The sequence below is a fragment of the Corallococcus sp. AB011P genome, from assembly GCF_003611605.1.
GTDB lineage: Bacteria > Myxococcota > Myxococcia > Myxococcales > Myxococcaceae > Corallococcus > Corallococcus coralloides.
The window spans coordinates 1-1,818 of record NZ_RAVX01000061.1 but is presented as its reverse complement, the minus strand read 5'-3'; the positions used below and the strand labels follow the sequence as shown (position 1 = coordinate 1,818).

2 protein-coding genes are annotated in these 1,818 nt (G+C 68.9%); both read left to right on the top strand.

Annotated elements, in window-relative coordinates; all coding sequences use genetic code 11:
• Positions 1 to 1,021 (top strand): alpha/beta fold hydrolase (locus tag D7X30_RS41320; protein ID WP_120568463.1); only part of this gene is annotated, 1,021 nt, incomplete at its 5' end.
• Positions 1,022 to 1,355: 334 nt separating this feature from the next.
• Positions 1,356 to 1,818, top strand: a 463-nt coding sequence (locus D7X30_RS41835; RefSeq protein ID WP_233592119.1) for a condensation domain-containing protein, incomplete at its 3' end; no start/stop codon positions are given.

Here is a 1,818-nt window from a genome sequence, read left to right as displayed (position 1 = left end):
CGTCGGCGTCCGCTCCAGCTTCTTCGAGTTGGGCGGCCACTCCCTGCTCGCCGTGCGCATGGTCGCCGCCGTGCGCGAGCACCTGGGCCAGTCGATTCCCCTCTCCGTCCTCTTCCAGCAGCCCACCATCGAGCAGCTCGCCCAGGTGCTCCGCGACGACTCGCAGACATGGACGCCCCTCGTCCCGCTGGAGCGCGGAGAACCCGGCCAGCGGCCCCTCTTCCTCGTCCACCCCGGCGGCGGCAACGTCCTGGCCTACTCGGAGCTGGCGCGCAGGCTCGGCCCCTCTCTGCCCGTCTACGGCCTCCAGTCGCGAGGCCTCGACGGACGCCCCGTCGTCGAGTCCATCGAGGAGATGGCCACCCTCTACATCGAAGCCCTCCGCACGGTGCAGCCCCACGGCCCCTACCAACTGGGAGGCTGGTCTCTCGGCGGAGTCATCGCCTACGAGATGGCCCGCCGCCTGCGCGAGGCTGGCGAAGCCGTGGACCTGCTCGCCCTCATCGATGCCCACGTCCACGGTCTGACGAAGCCCTCCCAGGAGGCCACGCACCTCGACTCCGAGGCCCGCGCGAGGCTCGCCTTTGCCCACGCCACCGCTACCGCCTTCGGCCAGAACCTCTCCGCTTCGGACGAAGCGCTGGCACAGGACGACGACGCGATGCTGGACCACCTGCTGAAGGAAGGGCTCCGGGCGCGCATCCTCGACGCTCAGTCCGGCCCCGCCCAGCTGCGCGCCCTCTTCAACGTCTTCCGGGCCAACCTCTTCGCCCATGAGAAGTACGCGCCCCAGCCGTACGACGGCACCGCCTTGCTGCTGAGCGCCAGCGACGCCGTGCCCGATGTCCCGCGTCACCGCGGCTGGGAGCCCCTGGTGCGTGGCGGGCTGGAGGTGCATGACGTGCCCGGCAGCCATCACGCGTTGATGCAGGACCCGAATCTCGGCTCCATCATCGAGCGCCTGCGGGAGGCGCTCGCGCGGGTGTCCGGTACCGCGCCCCGGCAGGCCACCGGGAGCTGACTCCGGGGGTTGGAGTGGAGCCAGAGGGAGGAGACGCTGGGAGCGGGTCTCACTCTGGAGGACATCTGACGTCCTTCCCTCCCTGGCTTCAGGGAACCAGAGCAATACAGCAAATACCTGAATTCATTCGAGTGGGTGTCTGTCCGCCCTCATGACAGGGTCTGTGTAGGCGGAATAATCTCACCCATATGAATTTGACCCACCCTCGCGCTTCCTCGGGAAGAGCGGCGCAGGGAGTCAATCCGGCACCAGCAACACGTCCGAGTTTCCGCGAGCGCCACTGCCCCCAGTGGTGCTCGTACGCAGTGGCGGCCCCCAGTGCGGAGTACACGAGATGAGCCACGAGCTGTCGAAGAGGATCGCCAACCTTTCGCCGGAAAAGCGCGCCGAGTTGCTCAAGAAGATGGCCGCGCAGAAGGCCACCGCGGGCAACTCCGCCCACGGCCTCATCCCGGTGCAGGACCGCTCGCGTCCCCTGCCCCTGTCCTTCGCCCAGCAGCGCCTCTGGTTCATTGAGCAGTTGCAACCCGGCACCTCCCTCTTCAACGTCCCCATGGCGGTGCGCCTGGAGGGTGCGCTCGACGTGGCCGTGCTGGAGCGCGCGCTGCGCGAAGTGGTGCGCCGCCACGAAGTGCTCCGCACCTCCTTCCGTGAGGACGTCTCCGGCCCTGTGCAGGTGGTGTCTCCGGAGCCGGTGCTCACCCTGGAGCGCAAGGAGCTCACGGGCTCGCCGCCGGAAGAAGCCTGGCGCCTGGCGCGTGAAGCCGCCGCGCAGCCCTTCGACCTCGCGAAGGGCC